The sequence below is a fragment of the Streptomyces peucetius genome (assembly GCF_025854275.1).
GTDB lineage: Bacteria > Actinomycetota > Actinomycetes > Streptomycetales > Streptomycetaceae > Streptomyces > Streptomyces peucetius_A.
In genome coordinates, this window is the sequence record NZ_CP107567.1 from 7,117,901 (window position 1) to 7,142,067 (window position 24,167).

Consider the following 24,167-nt stretch of genomic DNA (forward strand, 5'->3'; position numbering starts at 1 on the left):
TCCTCGCACACCTCGGTCCCCGCGGTTGGCCGCAGAGGCCGTCCGCCGTGGCAGGTACGGTAGGAACTCCCCCTGAGGGAGGTTCAAGCCTTGTCCGACGACGGCTCTCTGCGTGATGTCGTGCCGCCTTTCGGCACGGCCTCGCCCGACGGCATGTGGAGCATCGGAGAACTCGCCGAGCAGGCCGGCGTCACCGTCAAGACGGTCCGCTTCTACTCCGACCGGGGCCTGCTTCCCGAAGCCGCCCGCAGCAGTGGAGGACACCGCCGCTACGGCCACGAGGCGGTCGACCGGCTCCGGCTGATCCGTTCGCTGCGCACCCTCGACCTGCCCGTCCCGGACGTGGGCCGGGTCCTCGACGAGGAGGACGCGCTGGAGGACGTCGTGGCGAAGCAGCTGCGGGAGGTCGGCTCCCGACTGGCCGCACTGCGCTGGCGGGAGGCCGCCCTCCAGCTCGTCCAGGACTGCGCCCCGCAGGAGCGTGTCGAACGGCTGCGCCTGATCGGCGCGGTCTCCGCCCCGCCGAGCACCGCCCCGGTGGCCCGCTTCTGGCGGCGCTGGCTGCTGCCCGCACGGCTCCCGTCCCGGCTGGTCTCCGCGATCGTCGAAGCGGCGGTCCCGCAGCCTCCCGCCGACCCGGCTCCGGAGCAGGTACTGGCCTTCGCCCGGTTGCACGCCCTCACCTCCGGCGACTGCTCGGGCACCGGACCCTGCCAGCCCGCCGCACACCGGCCGGAGGCCGGCTTCCGCCCCGCGGTGCTCTACGACGGGCTCGTCGAGGCCTACGCGCTGGCGTCGGCGGAGTTGCGGTCGCGGCGGTCACCGCACGAGGGCGAAGCGCTGGACTGCTTCGTCTCCGCCTACGCCCACGCGTGCGGCGCCCGCGACACCCCCGCGTTCCGCCGCGGCCTCAGCGGGCAGCTCACGCAGGACCCGCGGATCGACCGCTACTGGGACCTCACCGCCGAGGTCCGGGGCGCGTCGGAGCCGACGGCGGGCGCCGCCCACGACTGGCTCTGCGCCGCCCTGGACACCGGGACGGCCCGGCCCCCCGCCTGAACCCCGGGACCGTGCCCGCGGCCTGAACCCCGGATCGTGCCGCGGCCCGAACCGGCGCCCTGCGGCGCGGCGGTGGCTGAACTGCCTTGCCTCCGGCATCAGTTGCTTGCCGCGTCCGGTCCCCCCTGAGAAGATCACGGGATCGTCCGCACCGCAGAGACCGGACGTCGAGCATCCAGGGAGCCTCGCATGACCGGGACCGAGCCGGCCGCCACGCCGATCGACACGACCAGGCCGCACCCGGCCCGGGTCTACGACTGGTTCCTCGGCGGCAAGGACAACTACCCGGTCGACGAGGAACTCGGCCGGCACATCATGGGCGTGGACGGTACGGCCAAGCATGTGGCCAGGACCAACCGCTGGTTCATGCAGCGCGTCACCCGCTGGCTCGCCCGCGAGGCCGGTGTCCGCCAGTACCTCGACATCGGCACCGGCATCCCCACCGAGCCCAATCTGCACCAGGTGGCCCAGGCCGTCGCCCCCGAGTGCCGCGTCGTCTACACCGACAACGACCCGATCGTGCTGACGCACGCGGAGGCCCTGCTGCGCAGCACTCCCGAGGGCGTCACCGACTATGTGCAGGCCGACGTGCGCGACACAGGCCGCATCCTCGCGCAGGCCCGCGAGAGCCTTGACTTCACGCGTCCGGTCGCCCTGTCCCTGGTGGCGCTGACGCACTTCCTCGGGGACGACGACGCGCCCCACGACCTGGTGGCCCGCCTCGTCGACGCGCTCCCGTCCGGCAGTTACCTCGTCCTGTCGCAGCTCACCGCCGACTTCGACCCCGTGGCCGTGCAGCGGGGTGTGGCCATGTACGCGGCAGGGGGTGTCACTCTCGCGCCGCGGACGCGGGCCGAGATCGCCCGGTTCTTCGACGGCCTGGAGACCGTGGAGCCCGGGATCGTCCAGCTGACCGACTGGCACCCCGAACTCGGTGTCGACGAGACCGTCGACGAGGACGCCGTGATCTCGCTGTACGGCGCGGTGGCCCGGAAGCCGTAGACCGGGGCCGTTCCGTCCGGTCGGGCGAGGGGAGGCCGGGAGAAGCCGGGCAGGGCAGGGGAGTACCTCCACCGGCCCCCAAATTTCGCTTATGATGCACCGGTGTTCGATTCCCGGCACATCATGACGTTCCATGAGGTGGTCAGGACCGGTTCGTACTCGGCCGCCGCCCGCGCCCTGGGCTACACCCAGCCGGCGATCACCCAGCAGATGAAGGCCCTCGAACGGGACGTCGGCACACCCCTGTTCGTCCGGGTGGGCCGCGGGATGCGGCTCACCGAGGCGGGGGAGGCGCTGGCCAGGCACGCGACGGCCATCCTCGACTCCATGTCGGCCGCCCAGGAGCAGATGAACGCGCTCACCCGGCTGCGGGCCGGCCGGGTCCGCGTCTGCGCCTTCCCGAGCGCCAACTCCACCCTCGTGCCCGAGACGCTGGCCCGGCTGACGGCCGCCCACCCGGCCATCCGCGTCGATCTGCTGGAGAACGAGCCGCCCGAGTCGCTGCGGCGCCTGGCGCGCGGCGAGTGCGACGTCTCGCTCGCCTTCACCTACCCCGGTCTGCACGAGCAGGTTCCCGATGACCTGGTGGAGATACCGCTCCTCGAGGACCAGTTGACCGTCCTGCTGCCCGCCGGGCACCAGCTGGCCCGCCGGCGGGTCCTACGGCTCACCGACCTCGCGGGCGAGCGCTGGATAGCGGGCTGCCCGCGCTGCCGCGCCAACCTCCTGCACGAGTGCGCGGAGGCGGGCTTCGTGCCGGACATCGCCTTCATGACCGACGACAACCTCGCCGTGCAGAGCCTGGTCGCGGAAGGGCTCGGGGTCGCCATGATCCCGGCGCTCGTACTGAACTTCATGCGCCACGCGAAGGTGGCCGGGCGCCCGCTCCAGCCCGCCTCTCGGCGCAAGATCTCCGCGTACGTGCTGCGGGAGCACCTGCGCGTTCCCGCCACGGCGCTCGTGCTCGACGAGCTGAGGACGGTCGCCGCGAACAAGACCGGCTGCTGAGCCGGCACCGCACCCCCGCACCGGACCGGACCGACCCGCACCGCTCGCACCGCACCGCTCGCACCGCACCGCTCGCACCGCACCGCTCGCACCGCCCGATCCGCATCGTCCGATCCGCACCGCCCGGACCCTCGCCCCGGACCGGCCCGTATCCATAAGCGCCGCTTGGGACGTGCGAAGAGAACGTCGTTGGACGTCATGGTTCCGCCGGTCCGACGCTGCCCGTATGACACAGGCCTCCATCGCTCCGGGCGCCTTCACCGCCGCCCGCACCACCGAACGTCTCGACGCCCTGATCGCCGACGTCCGCGAGGCCGTCGGGCGCGGTCTGCCGCCCGACCTGACGGCGTATCTGGTCGGCGAGCGCCTCGCACCGCACCTCGGCGCCGCAGACCTGCTCACCGCCGAGCAGCGCGAGAGCGATCCCGCCCGCTACCGCCAGCACCTCCTGCACGCCGAGCACGACGGCAGCTTCTCCGTCGTCGCGCTCGTCTGGCTGCCCGGCCAGGGGACGTCCGTGCACGACCACGTCTCCTGGTGCACCACGGGCGTCCACGAGGGCCAGGAGCGCGAGCGGCGCTACCGGCTGGTCCCCGCCGCCGGCGCGGACGGCACCGCGCGGCTCGTCGCCACCGCGGACGTGGTCAACGCACAGGGCGAGTTCTGCGGCTTCGCGCCGCCCGGGGACATCCACCGGGTGTGGAACGCCGGCCCCTCGGCGGCGATATCCCTGCACGTCTACGGGGCGGACATATCCCGCCTCGGCACCAGCGTCCGGCGGGTCTACGACCTGCCGGCCGACCGCTGATGGCGCTCCTGCGGGAGCGTCCGGCCGCCGCGGTCCGCCGCAGCGGCCCGCGGCGCACCCGGCGCCACGGGCTCGTGCTCGCGGTGGCCGGAGTCGCCCTCGCCTGGTCCGTGCACCGGCTGCTGCCCGCCGTTCCCATGCTCACCGCCGCCGTCGTGTTCGGTGTCGTCGCCGCCCATCTGCCCCGTCTGCGGGCGACCGTACGGGGAGCGGCGCGGCCGGGGCTGTCGTACGCCGCGAAGCGGCTGATGCGCGTCGGGATCGTGCTCCTCGGGCTGCAACTCGGCCTCGACGACGTACGCCGCCTGGGGTGGGCGACCGTGGCCATGGTGCTGGTCGTCGTGACGGCCACGCTGCTCGGGACCTGGTGGCTCGGGCGGCGGCTGGGCCTGCCGGGGGACCAGCCGCTGCTCGTGGCCACCGGGTACGCGATCTGCGGTGCCTCGGCGATCGGGGCGGTGAGCGAGGCGACGGACAGCGACGAGCGGGACGCGGCCACCGCCGTGGCGCTGGTGACCCTCTGCGGGACGCTCGCCATCGCGGTGCTTCCGCTGCTCCAGGGGCCGTTGGGGCTTGGCGACGCCGAGTTCGGCCGGTGGGCCGGGGCCAGCGTGCACGACGTCGGCCAGGTCGTCGCCACAGCGCAGACCGCCGGCGGCCCGGCGCTCGGCGAGGCCGTGCTGGTGAAGCTGATGCGGGTGGCGCTGCTCGCCCCGCTGGTCGCCGTCGTGGCGCTGTCCGTACGGCGCAGGCGCAGCGAGACGGCAGGGTCCCACGGCGCCGGGCGCGGGCGGACCCCGCTCGTGCCGCTGTTCGTCGTCGGCTTCCTCGCCGCGGTGGCCGTGCGCAGCACCGGGCTGCTGCCCGCCGCCGCGCTGGACGCCGCCCGCATCGCGCAGGAACTGCTGCTGGCCACCGCCCTGTTCGGGCTCGGCAGCGCCGTCCACCTGCCCTCGCTCGCCCGCACCGGCGGCCGTGTGGCCGCCCTCGGACTGGTCGCGTGGCTGGTGGTCGCGGGTGTGTCGTACGCCGGGGTACTGCTGACGGCCTGATGAGCGCGACGTGAGCGCGGCCTCGCTGCGGTGCCCGGGACCGGGACTCCCATGGCTTCACGATCACGGCCGTATGTGGGGTTGAGCCGTGATCGGTCGGCATCCCGGCTGTCCCGGGCACGAGAGGGAAGTTAGGGCCGCCGGAGGGGCGCCGCCTATCCGGAACCGGAGATGTACCTATACGCAAACAACCAGCCGGTGCGGACGACCACCGCCCCGCCCCTGCCCCGCACCCTCCCGCCGGGTCACTCCGGGCGCGGGGAGCGGGTGCGCGCAAGACTCTGCCGTGACTGCGACTCCAGCTTCCGCCGGGCCCTGGACACGTGCTGCTCCACCGTACGCGGCGACAGATGCAGCGTCGCCGCGATCTCCCGGTTGGTGAGGCCGGTCGCCGCAAGGTCGGCCACCTCCTGCTCGCGCGGCGACAGTTGGTCCCCGTAGCTGGGACGGCCGCGCGGCCGTTGCTCCTCGGAGGGCTGGTGCGACCGCAGCTCGGCCCGGATGCGGGCGGCGTCCCAGACCGCGCCCAGCTCGGTCAACTGCTCGACGCACGAGCTCAGTTCGGCGACAGCGGCAGCCGTGTCGGTCCCCGCCGCCAACCGGCAGCGGGCGGCCCCCTCGGTGGCCAGGACCGTCGCGTACGGGCGCGGGAGGCCCGCGTAGCGGATGGCCGCGCGGCGGTACAGCTCAGCGGCCTCCCGCTGGTCGCCGTCCGCCTCGGCGAGCAGCGCGCGGCACCAGTTCAGCGCCGCCGACGACGCGGGCGCCTGCCGCCCCTCGAGCCCCACCTCGTACTCGAGGACCATGCCGTGCGCCGTGTCCCGCCGGCCGGCGCGCAGCGTCGCGTCGACCGCCCAGGGCGCGAGTTCGGCAGCCCACACCCAGACGCCCTTGTCCCTGATCCTGTCCCATGCCATCGACGCCTCCGCCACGGCGGACTCGACGTCGTCGCGGACCAGCGCCATACGGATCAGCGCACCCGAGGCGGTGGCCACATGCGGTACGGCGGAGCCGTTCGTCTCCCGCGTGCCCTCACCGGCCAGCCATGCCGTCGCCTGCTGCCACTCGCCCCTCGACAGTGCCATCAGCCCCAGCACCGTGCGGCCGTCGACGCCCTGGCCCGGCATGGTGTCGGCCTCCGCCACGAACGCGCGTGCCCGGGCGGGCAGTTCGGACCAGTTGCCCTCGGCCCAGTCGAGCAGCAGCAGGGTGCCCCGGGCGCCCTGTTCGACGTACGAGGCCCCGCTGCGGGTCGCCAGTTCCACACCTTCGGCGAGCAGCTCGCGCGCGGGGCCGAGCTGGCCGAGCCAGAGCGCGCCGTCCGCCGCGTTGCACAGGCCACGGGCGACGTGCTGACGGCAGGCGGGGTCCTCCGTCTCCCTCGGCAGCTGCTCCAGCACCTGCCAGGCCCCCGGATCCCCGATGTACATCAGCGTGCCGGCCCGGTTGGCGGCGACCGCCGTGGCCGCCTCCTCGTTGCCGCTGTCCGCGCCGGCCTTCTCCGCGCGCTCCAGCCAGTACATGTTCCGTTCCAGCGGGACCGTCGACAGCAGGGGCATGGCCAGCGCCGCCATGGCCCTGGCCGCCATCAGCGGGCGTTCCTGCAGCTCCTCCACCGCCTGCTGGAGCTCCAGCCAGCCCTGCATGCCGGCGACCGCCTGGTTGCAGAGCAGCAGCCCCAGGTCGAGCCGGATCTGGCCGCGCACGGCGGCGGGCAGGGACTGCTCGTCGAGAATCTGCCGCAGCACCGTCACCGTCTGGTCGCTGCGCAGTCCCAGTACCGCACTGTGCGCCAGCAGCGGCGCGAGCCTGGCCCGGGCGGCGAGCGGCACCGTGGGACGGGACAGGGTCCGCTCGAGAAGGTCGATCGCGGCCTGGTGATCGCCCTCGGCCGCGCACTGCAGCGCCGCGTGCTCGACGGCCCGCAGCCACGCCTTCACCTGGCCGCCGTGGCGGCGGTGCCGGGCCAGTGGCACCCACGGCACCGGATGCCGGCGGCCGAGCGCGGCGGCGGCCCTGCGGTGCATCTCCCGCCGGACCGGGCCGGGAACCTGCCCGTACACGGCCGCCGCCGCCATCGGGACGAAGAACCCGTACCGCCCCTCGCCGTCCTCCCGCAGCACACCCGCGCGCAGCGCGTCGACGAGGGCGTCCCGTCCCTCCTCGACGGTCAGGCCGGCCACGGCGGACAGTTCCTCGCTCTCCACCGGCTCGTCGAGCACGGCGGCGGCCCAGGCGACGGGCCGTATGCGCTCCCGCAGTGCCGCGGTCCGGCCGAGGGCCAGTTCCGCGAGGCGGGGCGGCACGCCCGCCGCGTCCAGGTCCCTGACCGAGAAGCGCTCCCGGCCGTCGCCCGACTCGCTCAGCAGCCCGACGACATCGGCGACGACCTGCGGCACTCCGCCGGAGCGTTCGACGATCCGCGTGATCAGGTCCGAGGGGCAGCGGCTCTCACCCAGCCCATCGGCCACCAGCGCACGGACCTGCCCGGCGTCGAGCGGGGCGAGCCGCAGCCGCAGGACCGTGAGGCACGCGGGGAAGTGGGCGCCCCTGCCGAGCGCCAGACCGGGCTCCGGCAGCTCTTCGGGGCGGTACGTCACGACGGCGGTGAGCCCGTCCGGCGGCCGGTCCACGAGCCTGCGCAGCAGATCGAGCGCGGCGCCGTCGGCACGGTGGGCGTCCTCCGCGACGAGGAGGAACCGCTCGCCCCTTTCGCCCCGTTCGAGCAGCGGGGCGAGGGCGGCGGACAGCCCGGCGGCCCGCGCGTCCGTGGCCGGCGGAGCTGTCGTCCGCGGATGGGCGGGCTGCGGACCGGCGGGCTGGGGACCGGCGGGCCGCTCGTCGGTGGCACGCTCGTCGAGGGCACGCTCGTCGGCGGCGTGCGGATCGGACGCGCGTGGATCATCGGCCTGCGCGGCCCGCGGATCCGTGGCGGCGGAGGAGGCCGGCGCCGCCGCACGGCGCGCCCGCGCGCCGCCCGTGGCCGGCGGCGCCGCGGCGGCCTGGGGGCGGCAGACCGTGACTCCGTACGACGAGAACGAGACGGTCACGCTGTGTACGGACTGGTTCACGGCGGTCGCGACGAGCCGGCTCGCCAGCCGGGTCTTGCCCGTCCCCGCCGCCCCCTCGACCAGCAGCAGCGCGGGACCGCCCGGACCGGACCTTCGAGCGGGTGGCGCGGACAGTGCCCGCTGCAGCCATCGGTCCGCCGCCTCGTCACTCGACGTGTCCACCGAATCACTCTCCTAGGTGTTTCCCAGGCATTTCGATTCTTTGCGTATACGGGTTTCAGTGTCCCTGATTGAACGCGAGGTGTCCGAATACGAATGTTGAGGTGCCGCAGAAGATCTGCATGGCTTTCGACGGCCCGGTGAGACCAACGCTCGCGGCCGCTGGACCTGAGTCAGGGCGACACCGCCCGACCGAACAGGAGCCCAAGTGATTGCCATAGAACGTGCCCCGAGCCCCGCCCCCCGGCGGGCCGGGCCCACCTCCACGCTGCGAAGCCTGGCCCACTGCGCCATGCCGGCTTCGCCGGAGGCCGCGCGCGCACTACGGCGCTTCGCCCGGGCAGCCGCACGCCGATGGCGGCTGGCCGAGCACTTCGACGAGGCACTGTCCGTCATCGTCACCGAACTGGTCACCAATGTGGTGCTGCACAGCGGCAGCCCCTGGGTGTCCACGGTGATCAGCGTCCGTGAGGACGCGCTGACGGTCGAGGTCATGGACGGAGGCTGCTGGAAACACCGGGTGAGCCGCCGGCAGGAACCGCTCGACGCGGACGTCCCCTGCGGGCGTGGGCTGCGCCTGGTCGACGCCTACGCGACGCGAACCGTGACCCACCGGATGGAGCGGGGCAGCGCGGTGCTCGCGGAGATCGCGCTCCACGGAACGCCGCCGCCGGTCGTGCGCGACCCGATGCACGCGCTCGACCCGTATCTGTGACTCCGCCGGAGCGGCCCGGCGCTACGGGGCGCTGGCCCCGTACCGGCCACGGGCCGTCGGGTCTTCCCGGCCAGGGACGGCCTGGACCGTCCGGCCAGGGACCGCCCGGCCTGTCCGGCCACGGGCCGTCCGGCCCGCCCCGGCGAGAGGATGCCGGGTACACCCAGCCAGTGACCGCCTGAGGCCGTCCGGCCGGGGATCGCCTTGCCCGTCCGGCCAGAGGCCGCCGGGCATGTGCCGTCGAGCCGCTCCGACCACGTCGGAGAGGAGCCGCCCCGACCACGTCGGAGCGGCCCCGCCGCGAGAGGACCGCTCAGCGCGCGCCGAGCAGGTGGTCCATCGCCAGCTGGTCGAGGCGCTCGAACGCCATTCCGCGCTCGGCCGCGGCGTCCACGTCGAACTCCTCGAACGCGGACCGGTCCGCCAGCAGCGCGGCCAGACCGTCCCCGGCCGTCGGACGCGCCAGTTCGTCCAGGCGTGAGGCCCGCAGCGCCTCCTGCACCTCGGGGTCCGCCCGGAACGCCGCGGCACGCTCCTTGAGGATCAGGTAGTTGCGCATGCAGCCCGCCGCCGACTCCCACACGCCGTCGAAGTCCTCGGTCCGCGGCGGCTTGAAGTCGAAGTGCCGCGGGCCCGCGTACCCGGCCGTCTCCAACAGGTCGACCAGCCAGAACGCGGAGCGCAGATCACCGGCGCCGAAGCGCAGGTCCTGGTCGTACTTGATGCCGCTCTGCCCGTTCAGGTCGATGTGGAAGAGCTTGCCCGCCCACAGCGCCTGTGCGACGGAGTGCGGGAAGTTGAGGCCCGCCATCTGCTCGTGGCCGACCTCCGGGTTGACGCCGTAGAGCTCCGGCCGCTCCAGCCGCTCGATGAACGCCAGCGCGTGGCCGACCGTCGGGAGGAGGATGTCGCCGCGCGGCTCGTTCGGCTTCGGCTCGATGGCGAACCGCAGGTCGTAGCCCTGCTCGGTGACGTACTCGCCCAGCAGGTCGAAGGCTTCCTTCATCCGGTCCAGCGCGACCCGCACGTCCTTCGCGGCGCCCGACTCCGCTCCCTCGCGGCCGCCCCAGGCGACATACGTCTCGGCGCCCAGCTCGGCGGCCAGATCGATGTTGCGGATGGTCTTGCGCAGCGCGTACCGGCGCACGTCGCGGTCGTTGGCGGTGAAGCCGCCGTCCTTGAAGACGGGGTGGGTGAAGAGATTGGTCGTGGCCATCGGCACGACGAGGCCGGTGGCGTCCAGCGCCTGCCGGAAGCGCTTGATGTGCGACTCCCGCTCGCCGGCGCTCGCCCCGAAGGGGATCAGGTCGTCGTCGTGGAAGGTCACACCGTAGGCGCCGAGACCGGCGAGCCGCCGGACGGACTCAGCAGGGTCCAGGTGCGGCCGGGTCGCGTCCCCGAACGGGTCCCTGCCCTGCCAGCCGACCGTCCAGAGGCCGAAGCTGAACTTGTCCTCGGGGGTGGGGGTGAAGCGTTCCGTCATGGCCATGTCCGCCTTGGATCACTGGTTTGTTTTCCGACCTTACTAATAATGCACGGATACCCTGGATGACAGAAGCCCTCCTGGGCCTGTTGTCGCGCGGGCGCGTGACGTAATTTGTTCCCAGCTCGGCCTAATGGCCGCGCACGAGGCTGACGGAGAGGTGCGGCAATGCCTGCGAACGCGGTCGTCATCGGGGTGGACAGCTCCACTCAGTCCACAAAGGCGGCGTTCACCGACGCCGCGACCGGGCAGCTCCTCGCCGTCGGCAGGGCACCCCACCGGGTGACCGGCGAGGCGGGCGCGCGGGAGACCGACCCCGAGGTGTGGTGGGCGGCGCTCGCCGAGGCCGTCTCCGCCGGCCTCAAGGAACTGGACGGACTCGGCGTCAGGGCGACCGCCGTCACCGGCATCGCGGTCGCCGGACAGCAGCACGGGCTCGTCGTCCTCGACCGCGCCGGTGCGCCCCTGCGGCCGGCACTGCTGTGGAACGACACCCGCTCCGCCCCGCAGGCCGCCGCACTGACCGAGGCGCTCGGCGGCCCCGACGCCTGGACCGCCCGCACCGGCTCCGTGCCCGTCGCCTCCATGACGGCCGCCAAGTGGCAGTGGCTCCGGGAGAACGACCCCGCCGCCGCGGCCGCCGCCGCGGCGGTGCGTCTGCCGCACGACTTCCTCACCGAACGCCTCGCGGGCGTCGCCGCCACCGACCCCGGCGACGCGTCGGGCACCTGCTGGTACTCGACCGCGACCGGCGCCTACGACCCCGAGCTGCTGGACCTCGTCGGCCTCGACGCCGCACTGCTGCCGCCCGTCGCCCCCACCGGCGGCGCGCGCGTCGGCTCGCTCACCGCCGCTGCCGCCGGGCGGCTCGGACTGCCCGCCGGGATCGCCGTCGCCGCCGGAACGGGCGACAACATGGCCGCGGCGGTCGGACTCGGCCTCGGCGGGGCGGGACTGCTCGACCATCCGGTGCTCAGCCTCGGCACGTCCGGGACGGTGTTCGCCGCGACCCGTACCCGACCCGCCTCCGCCGCGCTCGCCGGGTTCGCGGCGGCGGACGGCACGTACCTGCCGCTCGCCTGCACCCTCAACTGCACGCTCGCCGTCGACAAGGTCGCGTCCCTGCTGGGCCTGGACCGGGAGGCCGCAGAGGCGGGCGGCGAGGTGGTCCTGCTGCCGTACCTCGACGGCGAACGCACCCCGGACCTGCCGGGTGCCTCCGGCCTGCTCACCGGACTCCGGCACTCGACGACCCGTCAGCAGATCCTCGGCGCGGCCTACGAGGGCGCCGCCGTGACCGTGCTGCGCGCCCTCGACGAAGTGCTGCGCGCCTGCGGCCAGGACCCGGCCGCACCGGACACGGCGGCCCGCCCGCTCCGGCTCGTCGGCGGCGGGGCGAACGGCCGCCACTGGGTCGAGACCGTCCGCCGTCTCTCGGGCCGCCCGCTCCTCATCCCGTCCAGCGGCGAACTCGTGTCCCTGGGCGCGGCGGCACTCGCCGCTGCCGCGGCGACCGGGCACGACGCGGTGGCCCTGGCCGCCGGCTGGGGAGCGGCGGCGGGGACGGAGCTGCCGGCGGTGGAGCGCGACATGGAGACGTGGGAGCGGGTGTCCGCCGCGGTGGAGCGGGCGAGCGAGGCGCGGGTGGGTTGAGGAGGAGTGGCTGCGGCGGTCCGCGGGGCGCGGGTGGGTTGAGGAGGAGTGGCTGCGGCGGTCCGCGGGGCGCGGGTGGCTGTGGAGTTGAGCCAGTGGGGCGGTCCGCGAGGCGCGAGTTGAGCCGACGGGGCGCGGTTGGGCCGGCGCGGGGCGGGCGACGCCCGCGGCCCCTTCGCGTGACCGCGTGACCGTGCGTACGCGCCGACGGAGGTCCCGCGGGGTCAGTGCGCGGCGCGCGGCGCGTAGGCCACCGGGTCCGTGAGCACGTCCTGGACGACGAGGGCCGCCGCACCGCGCGCCGCGTCGGCGGCCGGGGAGGACGCGCGCACCCGGGAGCCCGCCGCCGGCCAGAGACCGGAGACCACACGTGTCTCCAACTCCGCGCCCACCGGCGGGGCCAGCCACGGCAGCAGCGGACGGTAGATGCCGCCGAGCACGACCGCGTCCGGGTCGAAGAGATTCACCGCACCGGACAGGGCACGGCCCAGCGCACGCCCGGCCCCGGCCAGCGCCGCCAGCGCGGCGGAGTCACCCTCGCGGGCACGGCGTTCCAGCTCGGCCACGCCGGAGGCGCCGGAGAGCTCGTCGAGGCCGGCCGCCCGCAGCAACGCCGACTGGCCCGCGTACTGCTCCAGGCAGCCGCGTGATCCGCAGCGGCAGCGGGGGCCGTCGTCGGAGACGGACACATGGCCGATCTCGCCCGCGAACCCGTTCGCACCGCGCAGCAGTTCGCCGCCCAGCACCAGCGCGCCGCCGACCCCGATCTCACCCGTCAGGTACAGGAAGCTCCGTACGTCCCCGAGGCCGCCGAACCACAACTCGGCCAGCGCCGCCAGGTTCGCCTCGTTCTCCGAACGCACCGGCAGCGCCGGCTCCTCGGGCCGCAGCGCGGCCAGTGCCCGCTCGAACGGCGCCTCGGCGGGGACGGCCGTCCAGCCGAGGTTCGGCGCCTGGAGGACCGAACCGCCGGAGACCAGGCCCGGCAGGGCCAGCTCCGCGCCGACCGGCCACAGCTCCTGCTCCGCGGCCGACCCGAGCGCCCGGGCCGCGATCCGCGCGGCCCGGCCGAACACCTCGGCCGGTGCGGCGCCCCGGTTGTCCAGATGCTCCACGAGCCGCACCCGGTCGGTGCCGGCGAGGTCGACGACACACACCGACACATAGTCGACGTTGATCTCGACGCCGATGCCCGCGACTCCCGTGCGGGCGATCTTCAGCACCGTACCCGGGCGGCCGGCCTGGCCGCTGAACGTCTTGCCCGACTCGGACAGGAAGCCGCTTTCGAGCAGCTGCTCGACCAGGGAGGAGACGGCGGCACGGGTCAGCCCCACGCGGGCGGCGACGCCGGCGCGCGTGGCCTCGACCTGGTCGTGGACCGCCCGCAGCACCAGGCTGAGATTGTGCCGGCGCACCGTCTCGCGGTCGGCCTTCGTGCCCAGGGGGGCGCGTCGGGCCTCCGCGGGCGTGCGGGCGCTGCCTGATTGATTGCCGTTCATATTGCCGCCGAGCCTATGGGATGGCGTCGGGCCGCATCGCTGCGGCTTCCCGAACCGGGGCACGTCCCGCGGCGGGGGACGGCGTCGCGGTGGTGCGGGCGGGCGGCGCCTGCGGCGGGCTTGTCCCCTCCCCGCCCCTTCCCGAAACCGGGGCTCCGCTCCGAGCCCCGGTCCGCCCTCTGGGCGGTGCGCGGGCTTCGCCCGAGCGGTGTCGCCCTCCGAGGGGTTTCGGGGCTCCGTCCGGGCCCCGGTCCGCCCTCTGGGCGGCGCGCTGGATTCGCCCACCTGTGCCGCCCTGCGGGGTGTTCGGGGCTCCGCCCCCCGTGCCCCGGTACGCGCTTCGCGTGGGGGCCACGATCTCCCCCTACGGCCTGGCGGCCGTGGGTGGGGGTGCCTCCCCGGCCGCCAGGCGTAGGGGGAGTGCCCCCGAGCCGGGCTGGATGTGCGGCTGCGCGGCACCCGGCTCGCCGGGCACGTCAAGCCTTGCCGGCGTTTGAGGCGCGGGGGTTTGGGGCGCAGCCCCGACCGGGCCGGCGACTTCAGCCCCGCCGGCGATTTAGGCGCAGGAGGTGCGGTGGGGCGGAGCCCCGACGGGTCCGGCCGTACCCGGCCCCGTCGGCGATTGAGGCGCGGGGGCCCCGGGGGCGGAGCCTCCGGTTACGGGAAGGGGCGCGGTGGGGCGAACAGGCCCCGCACAGCGGAGACGCAGGCGTGCGCCCGCATCACGCGCCCGCCGGGTCCGTCTCGCGTTCGTCGTGGGGGGTCTTCGCGGTGCGCAGTTCGCCGTCGCTCAGCGGCGGGCCGGGCAGGGGCGGCAGCTTCGGGCCGCGCAGCACCGCGAGGGCGATCTCCGGCCTGACGAGCGAAGCAGTCGGCGCGGACAGCGTCATCACGTCGAACAGTGCCTTGGCGACCAGGGGCCGGCCCGTGGCCGTGAGCATCAGCCGGTCGACGTAGCTTCGCAGGAGCCGGGCCGCGGGTCCGGGGTCCTTGCCGATCGCGCCGGGGTAGAGGATGTCCTGCCCGGTGGCCAGGTCCCAGGCCGTGGCGACCGGGCCGGCGACCGCCCGCTGGACGCGGCGGCCGAGGCCCGGGGAGGCCGCGTCCCGCGCGGCCGCCAGGGCCTGCCGCAGTGCGAGGACGCCCTGCGCGGCGACCGACATGCCGTGCCCGTAGACGGGGTTGTACGTGGCGACCGAGTCGCCGAGCGCGACGAAGCCCTCCGGCCAGTCGCGGATCTTCTCGTAGTAGCGCCGGCGGTTGACGGTGCTGCGGGAGACGACGACGTCCGTCAGCGGTTCGGCGTGGGCGATGAGGTCCGCGACGACCGGGTGCCGCACGGAGCGGGCGAAGTCCTCGAACTCGTCGGCGGCGTTGGTCGGCTGGCCGCCGCGCGTACCGGACAGCGTCACCAGCCACCGTCTGCCCTCGATGGGCACGATCGTCGCGGTGCAGCCGGGCCGCGGCTCGCGCGCGTCGGCCTGGACGTTGACGACCGGGTAGTCGTCCGAGCCCTCGGGCGCCCGGAAGATCCTGCTCGCGTACGCGAGGCCCGAGTCGACCTTCTCCTCGCGCACCTCGTCCACGCCCAGGGCCCGCAGCCATTCGGGGGCACGTGAGCCGCGGCCGCTCGCATCGACGACGAGATCCGCCGGGAGGACCCGCTCGCCCTCCGCGTCGCTGCGCACCCGTACACCGTCGACCCGCCCGGCGGGGCCTTCGAGGCCCAGCAGTTCGGTACGTTCGAGGAGCGTGACCGGGGAGCCGGCGAGCACCTGCTCCCGTACGACCCAGTCGAGCAGGTCCCGGCTGCACGCGACGAGGAACTGCATCTCGGGGAAGCGGCGGAACCAGCCCTGCGACGACATCGACACCAGCCCCGTGGGCAACGGGATCCGGCGGGCGCCCGCGGCGAGCCAGCGTGCCGTGGTGCCGGGCATCAGCGACTCGATCGCCCGTGCCCCGCCGGACCACAGCAGATGCGCGTGGTGGGCCTGGGGGAGGCTCTTGCGCGAGCGGGGCCCGTCGGGCAGGACGTCACGCTCGACGACGGTGACCTCGTCCACGTACGCGCCGAGGACCTCGGCCGCCAGCATGCCGGCCAGGCCGCCGCCGATCACGACGGCTCTGCGGCCCGGGTTCAGGCGGGTTCTCAAGGGATCGCTGCTCATAGGGTGCTGCTCTCTGACCTGGCCGAACGCATGCGCGCTGCTTCGACGACGGGTGAATGACGCAGCGCGAGGGACATGCGCACGAGGTCGCGCGGTCCCGCGGCTGCCACGGATGTGTAGGCCTCGGCAGACCTGACGATCTGCCCCTCGGGGTCGGCCGCCCGGGCCCGCAGGGCGGCGGCCACCATCGCGGCGTCCGCCACCGCGTGGGCCTGCCGGGGATCGGCTCCGCCGGCGAGCGCCTCGGCGTAGGACTCCTCACGCAGCGCGTGGTCGAAGTACGGGTCCAGCTGCAGCATCCCGTCGTGGATGTCGGACTCCCGCTGGATGACGCGCAGTTCGGCCGGCGAGAACAGCGAGATGCGTACCGAGGGCGTGCCCTGCGGCGCGATGGAGCGCAGTTCGCGCCAGAGCGTGCCGAGGCGGCGGTAGACCGCCCAGGCGTGCCAGCTGTCGGACAGGCGCTGTCCGACGAGGGGCAGGATGAAGCCGGCGGCGCTCAGCAGCGCGCCGGCCGAGGCCAGCGGCGGTGCGGCCAGTGTGGAGAGGTGGTCCCAGTCGTGTCCCGCCCAGCGTGCGGTGACGGCGGACGACTTGGTGACTCCGTACGCGAGATTGAACAGCGATCCGACGACGATGATGACCAGGCCGCCGCGGAGCCAGCCGCTCACCTTCAGCGACCAGCGCCAGCACAGCACGGTCATGCCCACCGCGGCGACGCTGTGGGCAGCGAGGTAGAGCGCGATCATCTCGCGGATGTAGGGCGTCCTGGCGTAGTACGTGTCCAGGTCCCGCAGCCGCTCCACGGGGGCGTCGCCCAGCAGGAAGAGGACGACGAGCGCCACCACGACCACGCTGTACGCGGCCATCCAGCGCAGCGAGATCCGCCGGGTCTCCTCCGGCGGTCCGCCGCGCCAGTTGACGAGGAGCACGAGGCAGGAGGCGCTGAACGCGGACAGGATGCAGTAGACCAGCGGCGCCGAGAAGTTGGGCACGCCGGTGATGCGGTTCACCTCGGCGATGGTGGGCGGCGCGGCGAAGAAGAACGTGGACGCGCCGAGGATCAGCAGGGCGCACACGGACCGGAGCAGCGGGTCGCGCCAGTCCCGCCTCATCCCCGGTATTTTGAACGCGAGTGCGATTCCCAGTGCGGCGGCGGGGATGTAGTAGTCCGGTCCGTTCACGCCTCAGCCCTGTGGCCCGCGGTAGCCCAGGGACGCCTCGATACGACCGGCGAGGCCTTCGCGGCGGACGGGCCCACGGCCGTTCGAACCGGCGAGCCAGGCACGGCACTTGCTGCCGAGCAGCAGGCCGAAGCTCTCGGCCTCGTTCTCCTCCGCCTGGTCGAAGCGGGTGCGCGCCGCCACCTTCAGGACGGTCGCCTGCAGATCGGCCTCGTCGGACAGCAGCCGTGCGGCCACGGCCGCGCCCTCGACATGGTGGCTGCAGTGACCTGCCTTCATGTGCCACAGCTCGTGGCCGAGAATCACCAGTTGGTGGTCGGGCGCCGTGCGCTCCTCGATGACGACGAGGTCCTGCTCGGCCATGTCGAGCCACAGTCCGCTGGCGGTGCCCGGCGGGAAGGACGCCGTGCGGTAACGCACCGGCCTGCCACGGTGTTTGCTCATGCCCTTGCACAGGGCGGAGTAGAGGTCGGCGGGCTCTGCGGGGGCGGGGAGATCGATTCCGCCGACCAGCTCGCCGCACAGTCTGCGCATCTCTTTGCCTATGCTCACCGCTCTCCTCTCCCCGTCAGAACCTTCACAGACACGTCCAAATCCAAGCCTGTCCGGAAATCAGGGCTCTGTGCGAGTGTCCGGAGCGGGCTTCACGCTCTCCAGGAGCATGTCGAGCCATTCGGTCACCTTGTCCCGGTGCTTGTCGCTGGGCAGTTGCGCCGCCCGCCAGGCGATGCCGCGTACGCCGTGGTCCTGGAGCAGCCGCTCCAGCGGGTCGCCGGCGTCGCCCGCGTAGTCCTGGAGCAGGCGCTGCTCGGTGCGCCGGAGGGCGCCGTCGAGCGCGTCGGCGTCGTCGGCGGTGAGGAAGCCGGCGTGCACCTTGAAGAAGCGCTGGATCGCGTCACAGTGCTCCATCGTCGGCCGGCGGTCGCCGTTGATGAGCGCGCCCGCCTGCTGGCGGGACATCCCTGCCCCGTCGGCTATCTCCTGCTGGGTGTACCGGCGGCCGTTGGCCTTGAGCCGGGTACGTCGCAGCAGGTCGAAGCGTTGCAGAAAGCGTGCCTGGAGGTCGGGTTCGCCCGCCGGGCGCCCGTCGAGGAGGGCGCGCACGACATCGGCGGGAACGCCGGACGCCTCGGAGAGCTTCTGGACGTCGAGAACCTCGCCGTGGCTCATTCCGAGCTTGTCCGCGAGTTCGGTGACCCGGGCAAGTGATGCCGCCAAAGGGCCTGTGGCCGTTGGACCCGGAACCGAGAAGCCGTCTGTCACCAGTAGGTCTCCTAGATCACGCGAGGCAGCCCCGCATCCTGTGAGGCTGCCGGAAGTTAACCCTATTCCTGTCGTGGCAGCCAAGGTCTTGCCACAGCTGTGGCGCGAATTGAGCGCTCAGCGCCGTGAAATGCCACGATAGTTGACATCCCCTTGTTCGCGGTAGCAGGATCGCCACGCGGTGTGAAGATCCAAAGGGTGCTGTCGCAGCGGGACTTGCGACGAGCGCCGAGAAGGGTGGCGTTCTCGATGACACACGAGGTGGGCGTCGGGCGCCGGGGTGTCCGCGGACGCCCGAGCGCCGCCGGCACTGCTCGGGCCGCGGCCCGCACGAAGCGGCTCGGTGACGCCCTCAGACGCCGCCGCGAGGAACTCGGACTCAGCCTCGAGGAGGTCGCGGCCCGCCTGGGCATCACCGCCTACACCTACGCCACCTGGGAGCGCACGCCCGGCCGTGACTGGCCGGAGGACACGCTGTGCGCCCTCGTCGACGCCCTGGAGCTGAACGACCAGCAGGGCGGCCGGCTGCTGCGCCTCGCCGCCGACCCCGAAGCGCCCGTCGCGGCCGGTGGCGCCTTCGGCGGGCACACGCCCGTCAGGCCGTCGGGCCCGGTGCCGCCCTCACGGCCGGTGCGCCGGCCCGACCCGCACCGGCCCGCCGTCCCCGTGCCGCCGCCGGTGCCCGTGCGTCCGCCGGATCAGCAGCCGCCGGTACGGCCGGACGGGCCCCAGGACCCCGAGACGCAGTCCTACCTCCGGGACTACGCCGCGGTGATGGACACGGTGCCGCTGCCGTCGGTCCTCTTCGACCGGCACTGGGACGTCGTGCACACCAACCCGGCCTTCGACGCCCTCTTCCGTGACATCGGCCCGCACCCCACGGCCATGCCGGACCGGAACTTCCTGCGGTTCGTGCTCTTCCACCCCGAGGCCCGGACGGTGCTCGGTGAGCACGAGACCAGCTGGTGCCTGCCGTTGATGGCCCAGCTCGCCGCGGCGCTCGACAAGCACGGCGACGACGGTGCGCTTCAGGCCATTCGTGACGACATCGCCGACGACCCGATCATGGACGCCGCCTACCGGTGCGGGCTGCCGCACTGGATGAGCGCGGTGGGAGCCGCGGCGATCCATCACGACGGAGCCGTCCGGCCGGTGAACCACCCCGATCCGCGCTGGGGCCGCACGGACTGCCGGATCATCGACGAGACCCCGGTGACGCTGCAGGACCAGGGGTATACGCGGATGACGCTGGCCCTTCGCGAGAACCGGTCGGCCGGTGCGCCGGGCGTGGGCCGTGGCAGGGGCCACCTGCGAGCCGTCTCCGGCGGCTGACGGGGCGCGTGTCCCTTGTCTTTCCCGGGGGCTCCGCCCCCGGGCCCGCGCGCCTCAATCGCCGGCATGGCTGGAACTTGCCCGTCTCGTCGGGGCTCCGCCCCGAACCCCGCGCCGCAATCGCCGGCGGGGCTGGATGTGCCCGGCCGGGCTGGTTTGCCGCGGAGCGGTTCCGGGCGGAGCCCGACGGGCCCGGTACCGACGAACCCGGTGCTGACGGCCTGGTGTCGACGGGCCCGCTGTCGACGAACCCGGTGCTGACGGTCTGGTGTCGACGGCCCGGTGACGGCCGGCCCCGTCGGGTCAGTCCATCGAGGCGACGGCCCACTCCGCCACGACCGCCACCGCAACGCCGGTGCCGAGGACCAGGGTGGCCCACCGGGTGCGTCCGGCGCGGCTGAGGACGAGGGCCGTGCCGGAGAGGATCAGTGCGATGCCGTAGAAGCCGACGGTGAGCACCGAGTGCGTGCTGCCCAGCCGCAGCACCAGCGTGGCGGCCACCGCGAGCATGATCGCGGACGAGAGTGCTATCCGCACGCCGCGGGCCTGGCGCGGTGTGAGGCCCTGCCGTTCGGGGCCTGTGTTCGCTTCTGACATGCGCAGAAGCCTATCCCGGTGGTTGTCCTCGTGGTCCGGTGGGATCAGTTCATCCCCTGGCCGGCCCGCCCGCCACCGCGGGCCACCGCGGCGTCGTGCCGGTGATCTGACACACCATCAGGTAAAGCGGAATGGGTGGCGTATAGGGGCTCGGGCCCGTCGGCCGGCGGATGAGCCGGGCGTCGGTCGCGGGCACCCTGGCCCCGGGGGCGTAGTGGGAGGGGAACGGCCATGTCAGGTCCAGGTCGGAGCCGGCCGGGACGATCCACCACCACCACGCGCCGTCGGCGAAGACGCAGCCGGTGCTCTGCAGTCTGCCGAGCAGGCGGAATCCGTGACGCGCGGGCACGCCGACCGCGTCGCACCCGAGATCGGCGCGGAGGACGGCTGGGACGTCGAGCCGGGTGAGGTGGTCGGCGTGGTCGTGGCGTACGCCCCGGGAGCGGAGCGGCGCCAGGTTCCTCAGCACAGCAGCTCCGCCGCCGGCGGTCCGTCGCCGAACGGCGGCCGTGGCGCGTACGGCAGTTCCGCCCATACGACGCGGCCGGTTCCCGGCGCGGCGTCGTACGTGCCCCATGCGCAGCTCACCGCCTCGACGAGCAGCAGACCGCGTCCGCGCTCGCCCTCTGCCCCGTGGCAGACGCGCGGACCGGTGGCCGCGCAGCCCTGGTCCTGGACGGTGATTCGCAACCGGTCGGCTCCGAGGTGGAGTTCGCAGGCGACCAGACGGCCGTCGGTGTGCACGATGGCGTTGGTGAACAGCTCGGAGACGACCAGCAGTGCCGTCTCGTGCGGGTCCCCGTCGACGCCCCGGGCCGTCAGCCGTGCGGAGACCAGCTTTCTCGCCCGCGAGACATGTTCGACGCGCGCCGGCAACTCGAAGGCGTACCGGGTGAGATCGGTCCCCGCGCAGGGGGCCAGGAGCTCGGGGGCGAGCGCGTCACGGTTCACACGACCACTCTCCCGCTGCAACCATCACCTTGGCAACCCCCACTCTGAAAAATGCAGAGTGGGCATATTCATCGTCCGGGTGCCGTGGCACACTGCTCGCACCAACAGCACGTGGGGAGGTCTCGAAGTGAGTGAACCGCGGTCCGCCCCCACCGTGGGTCAGGTCGTTCTCGGCAAGCGCCTGCAGGATCTGCGGGAACGCGCCGGTCTCAAGCGCGAGGAAGCCGCGAAGGTGCTCCGCGTCGCCCCCGGCACCATCCGCAGGATGGAGACCGCCGAGGTCGCGCTGAAGATCCCGTACGTGCAACTGCTCCTCGGCGCCTACGGGATCGGCGACGAGGAGGCCCGCGGCTTCGTGGAACTGGCCGAGGAGGCCAACAAGCCCGGCTGGTGGCAGCGTTTCCACGACGTCCTGCCCCACTGGTTCAGCATGTACGTCAGCCTGGAGGGCGCCGCGAGTCTCATCCGTGCGTATGAACCGCACTTCGTGCCCGGACTGCTCCAGACGGAGGACTACGCCAGAGCGATCATGCTCGGCGGAGCCATCGGCCACACCGACCCCGAGGACGTCGAGCGGCATGTGTCGCTGCGCATGGAGCGCCAGTCCCTGCTGACCCGGCCGGACGCCCCCCGCCTCTGGGTGGTCATGGACGAGACGGTCCTGCGCCGTCCCGTCGGGGCACCGGGCGTGATGAAGGGCCAGGTCGAGAAGCTGCTCGAGGGCGCCAGGCTGCCGAACGTGACCCTGCAGGTCGCGGAGTTCGCGGCAGGCCACCACCCCGGGACGTACGGGCCGTTCGTCCTCTTCCGGTTCGCCGTGCCCGAGCTCCCGGACATGGTCTACAGCGAATACCTGACCGGCGCCGTCTACCTCGACGCGCGCCCCGAGGTCGCCACGCACCTCGAGGTCATGGACCGCATGGCGGCACAGGCCGCGTCGGCACAACGCACGAGGGAGATCCTCGACGATCTCCGCAAGGAGCTGTGAATGGACCGCATATACAACGGGATGCCGGCCGCCGAGCTCGGCGAGGACGGCTGGCACAAACCCTGGAGCGGCGGCAACGGCGGCAACTGCGTCGAGACCATGAAGCTGGCCGACGGCCGGGTGGCGGTGCGCCAGTCCGCCGACCCCGAAGGCCCCGCCCTGATCTACACCCCGGGGGAGATCGAGGCGTTCATAGAGGGAGCGAAGTCCGGCAAGGCGGACTTCCTGGTCAGCTGAGCTGCTGCCGCGGGGGCAGCAGCGTCACCAGGAAACTCTTCCCGGCGGACACGTTCCCGGCGGAGTCGACCGTCCGGTACTCGACTGTGTGGGTGCCGTAGTCGGGCGTCGCGTCGTCCCAGGGAACCACGCGGGGCGTGCCCAGCTTGCCGTACACCAGGTCGTCGATGACCGTGCCCTCCGGTGTGAAGCGGTACGGCGCGTCGGCGTCGGTGGGCCAGCCGTAGTACGTCTGCCAGCCGTCGCCGTCGACACGGAACTCGCTCACAACATGGCCCTCGTGGTCGTCGCGGGCGGTCAGACGCATCGTGAACGGGCCGTCGTACACGTACTCCACCGGCCGGCCCGGACGGCGGACCGTGCGCAGCGGCTCTGACAGTTCGTACGTGCTCACGGCGGGGGACGCGTCCACCGTCCAGGCGAGTTCGGCCGCCGTGCCCGGGATACGGGCCGTCAGCCGGTGACTGCCGGGCCGCAGCCTCAGCGCGCCCAGGTCCAGGTCCCGGTCGTTGCCCGGGTTGGCCACCGGACGGCCGTCGAGCGCCCAGCGCACCGCGACCCGGCGGCCCGCCGGATGGGTGGTGTCGGCATGGACGACGGAGGCGGCGCCGACCGGCGCGCCGGTCGGCGTGTGACCGGTGAACGCGGGCTCCACCGTGTCCGGGGGAGTGGTCAGCGAGGTGTCCACCGTCCACGTCACCGTGCGGGTCAGCGCCTCGGACTCCCGGATCGCCGGGTCGCGCACGAACGGCGTGGGGTCCGTGACGGTGGCCGTCAGCGTGTGCGTGCCGGGCCGCATGCCGATCCGGCGCAGATCCACCGTGCGGGCGTCGCCCACCGCGCGCAGCCGCTTGCCGTCCAGCCGCCACACGACGTCCAGTTCGCCCGCCACCGGGTGCAGGGTCTCCACCCACACGGTCCGGTCGGCGCCGACGGCGGCGGTGTTCGGGGCGTGGTCCGCGACGATGTTCACCTTGGCCGAGATCCTCTGCACCATGATCTCGCGCTGGACCTGGTCGAAGGGGTAGCCGAGCGTCTTCATCATCGAGTGCCTGCTGGGCCGCCACACGCCTTTCGTGCTGTACAGCCCGCCCTCGTGAGCGCCGATGGGCCCGCCCGCCACGGACTCCTCGCCCAGCCAGCGCCACCACTTGGCGCGCTGCTGCCGCATCTGGTCCTCGGTGAGCAGCGTGTGGTGTGCGGAGGCCGGTTCACCGCCCTCGTACGCACCGCCCGGGACACCGCGCGCGTAGTAGTCGTACTCGTCCTGCAGCCTGCCCAGCGAGTGCCCGATCTCGTGCGGTGTGATCAGCGACGACAGCGCGTTGCCGCCCGACGCGGTGGCGTACGTGCCGCCCGCGCCGCCGTACGTGTCGCTGTTGGCGAGCGCCACGATCTGGCGGTTGGCGCTCGCGGTGCCCGGCACCAGGTCGGCCAGCGCGGTCGCCGCGCCGCTGTCGACGGTGAGCAGCCGCTGCACGCTGTTCGCGTTACAGCCGCCCCAGAACCCCATGCCGAGCGGGGTGTCGCGGCGCGGCGCGTCCAGCGAGGGGTCGCAGTCCACACCGGATTCGGCGGACGGCAGCTCGACGGCCCACACATTGATGTACGACCGGTACGACGCGAACGGCTCCGTCGACCAGAGCACGTTCATGTGCTTCTCGACGTCCGCCCGGAAGGCGGGCATCTCCTGTGCCGTGTACCCGTCGCCGAGTACCACCAGGTTGAAGCGCTTGTCGGCCGGCCCCGTGGACTGCACCGGCACGACCCTCGCCCCGTCGGTCACCGGGGGCCCGGCATGGGCGTCCGGCGCGGCCGTGCCCAGCGCGAACGCGACAAGGACAGCACCCGCGGTGGTCAGCAGCGCCGCCCGGCGGCCAGAGGAACCGGCTGAGGTCATGGTGATGCAGCGTACGGGTGTCATCAACGCTGCGT

General features: G+C 73.5%; 21 protein-coding genes. 10 read left to right on the top strand and 11 right to left on the bottom strand.

The annotated features are described in order from the left end of the window. Positions 1 to 153 precede the first annotated feature (153 nt). The 5 genes from OGH68_RS32105 (at position 154) to OGH68_RS32125 (ending at position 4,929) form a co-directional block, all read left to right on the top strand. Positions 154 to 1,059: a MerR family transcriptional regulator gene (locus OGH68_RS32105; protein WP_264250389.1), complete on the top strand. Its 906-nt coding sequence runs from the start codon at positions 154 to 156 to the stop codon at positions 1,057 to 1,059. Between the two features lie 189 nt (positions 1,060 to 1,248). Then, positions 1,249 to 2,061, top strand: a complete 813-nt coding sequence (locus OGH68_RS32110) for an SAM-dependent methyltransferase (protein WP_264248892.1) — start codon at positions 1,249 to 1,251, stop codon at positions 2,059 to 2,061. A 102-nt stretch (positions 2,062 to 2,163) separates the two neighbouring features. Continuing rightward, a complete protein-coding gene (locus tag OGH68_RS32115) occupies positions 2,164 to 3,069 on the top strand; it encodes a LysR family transcriptional regulator (RefSeq protein ID WP_264248894.1) in 906 nt (301 codons plus the stop codon). Between the two features lie 226 nt (positions 3,070 to 3,295). After that, positions 3,296 to 3,877: a cysteine dioxygenase family protein gene (locus tag OGH68_RS32120; RefSeq protein ID WP_264248895.1), complete on the top strand. Its 582-nt coding sequence runs from the start codon at positions 3,296 to 3,298 to the stop codon at positions 3,875 to 3,877. Next, a complete protein-coding gene (locus OGH68_RS32125) occupies positions 3,877 to 4,929 on the top strand; it encodes a YeiH family protein (protein ID WP_264248897.1) in 1,053 nt (350 codons plus the stop codon). Before OGH68_RS32120 ends, OGH68_RS32125 begins: the two co-directional genes overlap by 1 nt. Before the next feature lie 245 nt (positions 4,930 to 5,174). Here OGH68_RS32125 and OGH68_RS32130 read toward each other — a convergent pair whose 3' ends face one another. Beyond that, complete coding sequence (locus OGH68_RS32130) at positions 5,175 to 8,162, bottom strand: ATP-binding protein (protein WP_264248898.1); 2,988 nt, start codon at positions 8,160 to 8,162, stop codon at positions 5,175 to 5,177. 205 nt (positions 8,163 to 8,367) lie between these two features. Between OGH68_RS32130 and OGH68_RS32135 the strand changes: the two genes are divergently transcribed. Beyond that, positions 8,368 to 8,874 (top strand): ATP-binding protein, encoded by a 507-nt coding sequence (locus OGH68_RS32135; RefSeq protein ID WP_264248900.1) that lies wholly within the window; start codon positions 8,368 to 8,370, stop codon positions 8,872 to 8,874. A gap of 313 nt (positions 8,875 to 9,187) precedes the next feature. Here the strand turns inward: OGH68_RS32135 and xylA are convergent, their stop codons facing one another. Then, a complete protein-coding gene (gene xylA / locus OGH68_RS32140; RefSeq protein ID WP_264248901.1) occupies positions 9,188 to 10,357 on the bottom strand; it encodes a xylose isomerase in 1,170 nt (389 codons plus the stop codon). A gap of 168 nt (positions 10,358 to 10,525) precedes the next feature. Here xylA and xylB point away from each other — a divergent pair, with 168 nt between their 5' ends. Beyond that, positions 10,526 to 12,010: a xylulokinase gene (gene xylB / locus OGH68_RS32145; protein ID WP_264248902.1), complete on the top strand. Its 1,485-nt coding sequence runs from the start codon at positions 10,526 to 10,528 to the stop codon at positions 12,008 to 12,010. Positions 12,011 to 12,234: 224 nt separating this feature from the next. Here the strand turns inward: xylB and OGH68_RS32150 are convergent, their stop codons facing one another. From OGH68_RS32150 to OGH68_RS32170, 5 genes are all read right to left on the bottom strand, one after another. After that, positions 12,235 to 13,509, bottom strand: coding sequence for an ROK family protein (locus OGH68_RS32150; RefSeq protein ID WP_264248903.1), 1,275 nt, complete (start codon positions 13,507 to 13,509; stop codon positions 12,235 to 12,237). Positions 13,510 to 14,231: 722 nt separating this feature from the next. Further along, entirely contained in the window at positions 14,232 to 15,680 is a 1,449-nt protein-coding gene (locus OGH68_RS32155; RefSeq protein ID WP_264248904.1) for a pyridine nucleotide-disulfide oxidoreductase, read from the bottom strand. Next, positions 15,677 to 16,864, bottom strand: a complete 1,188-nt coding sequence (locus OGH68_RS32160) for an MAB_1171c family putative transporter (protein WP_264248905.1) — start codon at positions 16,862 to 16,864, stop codon at positions 15,677 to 15,679. Before OGH68_RS32160 ends, OGH68_RS32155 begins: the two co-directional genes overlap by 4 nt. 3 nt (positions 16,865 to 16,867) lie before the next feature. Next, on the bottom strand, positions 16,868 to 17,398 hold the full coding sequence (locus OGH68_RS32165; protein ID WP_264250390.1) for a toxin-antitoxin system, toxin component: 531 nt from the start codon (positions 17,396 to 17,398) through the stop codon (positions 16,868 to 16,870). A gap of 78 nt (positions 17,399 to 17,476) precedes the next feature. After that, positions 17,477 to 18,127: a helix-turn-helix domain-containing protein gene (locus tag OGH68_RS32170; RefSeq protein ID WP_264248906.1), complete on the bottom strand. Its 651-nt coding sequence runs from the start codon at positions 18,125 to 18,127 to the stop codon at positions 17,477 to 17,479. Positions 18,128 to 18,376: 249 nt separating this feature from the next. Here OGH68_RS32170 and OGH68_RS32175 point away from each other — a divergent pair, with 249 nt between their 5' ends. After that, the gene (locus OGH68_RS32175; protein WP_264248908.1) at positions 18,377 to 19,459 is read left to right on the top strand and encodes a helix-turn-helix domain-containing protein; all 1,083 of its coding nucleotides are present in this window, start codon (positions 18,377 to 18,379) and stop codon (positions 19,457 to 19,459) included. Between the two features lie 303 nt (positions 19,460 to 19,762). Here OGH68_RS32175 and OGH68_RS32180 read toward each other — a convergent pair whose 3' ends face one another. From OGH68_RS32180 to OGH68_RS32190, 3 genes are read right to left on the bottom strand one after another with little or no spacing between them, the layout of a single operon-like run. Then, a complete protein-coding gene (locus tag OGH68_RS32180; protein ID WP_264248909.1) occupies positions 19,763 to 20,056 on the bottom strand; it encodes a hypothetical protein in 294 nt (97 codons plus the stop codon). Between the two features lie 49 nt (positions 20,057 to 20,105). Then, positions 20,106 to 20,525: a hypothetical protein gene (locus OGH68_RS32185; protein ID WP_413471062.1), complete on the bottom strand. Its 420-nt coding sequence runs from the start codon at positions 20,523 to 20,525 to the stop codon at positions 20,106 to 20,108. Continuing rightward, positions 20,519 to 21,007 (bottom strand): ATP-binding protein, encoded by a 489-nt coding sequence (locus OGH68_RS32190; protein ID WP_264248911.1) that lies wholly within the window; start codon positions 21,005 to 21,007, stop codon positions 20,519 to 20,521. Before OGH68_RS32190 ends, OGH68_RS32185 begins: the two co-directional genes overlap by 7 nt. A gap of 127 nt (positions 21,008 to 21,134) precedes the next feature. On the opposite strand from OGH68_RS32190, the gene OGH68_RS32195 reads away from it, so the two are divergent. Both OGH68_RS32195 and OGH68_RS32200 read left to right on the top strand, forming a co-directional pair. Continuing rightward, complete coding sequence (locus OGH68_RS32195; protein ID WP_264248913.1) at positions 21,135 to 21,995, top strand: helix-turn-helix domain-containing protein; 861 nt, start codon at positions 21,135 to 21,137, stop codon at positions 21,993 to 21,995. Beyond that, positions 21,996 to 22,232 carry a DUF397 domain-containing protein gene (locus tag OGH68_RS32200; protein WP_264248914.1) on the top strand — a complete coding sequence of 79 codons (237 nt, stop codon included), beginning with the start codon at positions 21,996 to 21,998 and terminating at the stop codon, positions 22,230 to 22,232. It begins immediately after the preceding gene. Here OGH68_RS32200 and OGH68_RS32205 read toward each other — a convergent pair. Beyond that, entirely contained in the window at positions 22,225 to 24,132 is a 1,908-nt protein-coding gene (locus tag OGH68_RS32205) for a M64 family metallopeptidase (protein WP_264248916.1), read from the bottom strand. The genes OGH68_RS32200 and OGH68_RS32205 overlap by 8 nt on opposite strands. Positions 24,133 to 24,167 lie beyond the last annotated feature (35 nt).

Bases quoted from the DNA above. Each gene is read 5' to 3' on its own strand.
- OGH68_RS32105 (WP_264250389.1), top strand. From the start codon at position 154: ATGTGGAGCATCGGAGAACTCGCCGAGCAGGCCGGCGTCACCGTCAAG.
- OGH68_RS32110 (WP_264248892.1), top strand. From the start codon at position 1,249: ATGACCGGGACCGAGCCGGCCGCCACGCCGATCGACACGACCAGGCCG.
- OGH68_RS32120 (WP_264248895.1), top strand. From the start codon at position 3,296: ATGACACAGGCCTCCATCGCTCCGGGCGCCTTCACCGCCGCCCGCACC.
- OGH68_RS32125 (WP_264248897.1), top strand. From the start codon at position 3,877: ATGGCGCTCCTGCGGGAGCGTCCGGCCGCCGCGGTCCGCCGCAGCGGC.
- xylA (WP_264248901.1), bottom strand. From the start codon at position 10,357: ATGACGGAACGCTTCACCCCCACCCCCGAGGACAAGTTCAGCTTCGGC.
- xylB (WP_264248902.1), top strand. From the start codon at position 10,526: ATGCCTGCGAACGCGGTCGTCATCGGGGTGGACAGCTCCACTCAGTCC.
- OGH68_RS32150 (WP_264248903.1), bottom strand. From the start codon at position 13,509: ATGAACGGCAATCAATCAGGCAGCGCCCGCACGCCCGCGGAGGCCCGA.
- OGH68_RS32155 (WP_264248904.1), bottom strand. From the start codon at position 15,680: ATGAGCAGCGATCCCTTGAGAACCCGCCTGAACCCGGGCCGCAGAGCC.
- OGH68_RS32165 (WP_264250390.1), bottom strand. From the start codon at position 17,398: ATGCGCAGACTGTGCGGCGAGCTGGTCGGCGGAATCGATCTCCCCGCC.
- OGH68_RS32175 (WP_264248908.1), top strand. From the start codon at position 18,377: ATGACACACGAGGTGGGCGTCGGGCGCCGGGGTGTCCGCGGACGCCCG.
- OGH68_RS32180 (WP_264248909.1), bottom strand. From the start codon at position 20,056: ATGTCAGAAGCGAACACAGGCCCCGAACGGCAGGGCCTCACACCGCGC.
- OGH68_RS32200 (WP_264248914.1), top strand. From the start codon at position 21,996: ATGGACCGCATATACAACGGGATGCCGGCCGCCGAGCTCGGCGAGGAC.
- OGH68_RS32205 (WP_264248916.1), bottom strand. From the start codon at position 24,132: ATGACCTCAGCCGGTTCCTCTGGCCGCCGGGCGGCGCTGCTGACCACC.